Source organism: Actinoplanes sp. NPDC020271 (assembly GCF_044388125.1).
In the GTDB taxonomy this organism is placed as follows: domain Bacteria; phylum Actinomycetota; class Actinomycetes; order Mycobacteriales; family Micromonosporaceae; genus Actinoplanes.
In genome coordinates this window covers 1-1,380 of the sequence record NZ_JBIRWQ010000087.1, presented here as the reverse complement: position 1 = coordinate 1,380, position 1,380 = coordinate 1, and the positions used below count along the sequence as shown (strand labels likewise).

Genomic DNA, 1,380 nt, shown 5'->3' with positions numbered 1-1,380 from the left:
CAGCCAACGGACCCGCCATCATCGCAACGCTGCGTAACACCGCGATCGGCTGGCATCGCCTTACCGGCGCCACCAACATCGCCCGCGCCATACGCTAAGCCAACCGTCGCTCACACGACCTGATCACCGCCGTGACCAGCAGTTACCCGACAACGCAATGACCCTGCGGCCTGGCGGGCGGCAGCCAGGACGATCCGTGGGTGCTTTTCGGGTCTATCTGCGATTACGCGGCCGGGGCATTCTTCTCGATCTTGTAAATTGGACTTGATATCGCTTGCGCGGGAGTCGTGCAGCGCGACTGGCGCCGGATAGCGATTCGGTCGGTCCGAAAAGACGAATTACCTCGCGCGTCCGTATTAGCGATTCGATCAGGAACCCTCCAGCGATTCCCCCGAGTACACCAGCTCCAAACAGCTGCTTGCTCTGTAGTTGCTGCGCGCTGGAGATGGTGAATAGCGCATAGGATTCAGGCACGCCAGAGGTTGATTTCCATTGTTGCTCGGGGGTCTGAGAAAAAGGGTCCATAGTGTTGACGCCGGTTGTCAGGGGAGGCCGCGCGTCCATCGATGTGCCGATCGGCAGTTCGCCGAGGTGAACAACGAAGTCGGCAGCTCTTGCGCCGGACCAAGTTCCGAAGGCTGCCGCGCCCGAAACCAGCGTCATGCGGTAGGACGGGTCCCGCGTCGACATCTCGGGAATGTTGACGGATGTGGTCGCGCCTCCTGTTGTCGAGGCGGCTACCTGAAGATGTCCACCTATATCTGCCGCATCTCCCGAAGGGTCGAATCCTCCGGTCACTAATTGGCACGGGCAGTCGGCGGCGTCGATTTCTGCGAGGTTTTCTGGATCTCTCACCTGCATAGCTTCGAAGTCGTGTGTCTCGGTATCTTCGCCCGACACTTGCACTTGTGAAAGCCGTGCATCTTTCGTAAGCAGCACCGCCCACTTCTCCGTCGTGCTGACCTTTGACTTGGCTTTGATTTCAAGGATGATGCTCCTTGCGGTGTTGTATCCGACATTAAATGGCTCACCGCCGATGCCGTCCGTGGATATGTGGATGCTCTGCCATAGAGTGACGTCTACGTCGACGGCAACAGAGGGATCGGAAACGTAAACCTCTATATCGCCAAGGGTCAGGGGTGGGTTTGCGGTCTCAGTTCCCAGTCGGAACAGCGAAATGGCCCAGATGGTGGCTATTGCGGTAAGGGCAATCAGCGCGGCAGAAGGAAGGACTGATCGTCTAGCGTACGCACGCTCGGCGGCGGTGAATTCGATCTCCAGGCCACCCAGGGTCATTGCGTTGTCGGGTAACTGCTGGTCACGGCGGTGATCAGGTCGTGTGAGCGACGGTTGGCTTGGCGTATGGCGCGGGCGATGTTG

Annotated in this window: 1 protein-coding gene; it reads right to left on the bottom strand. The window is 59.1% G+C overall.

Annotation, left to right across the window (positions count from 1 at the left end):
• Window positions 1-213: 213 nt before the first annotated feature.
• Window positions 214-1,380 (bottom strand): hypothetical protein (locus ACH442_RS48015; RefSeq protein ID WP_396344924.1); only part of this gene is annotated, 1,167 nt, incomplete at its 5' end.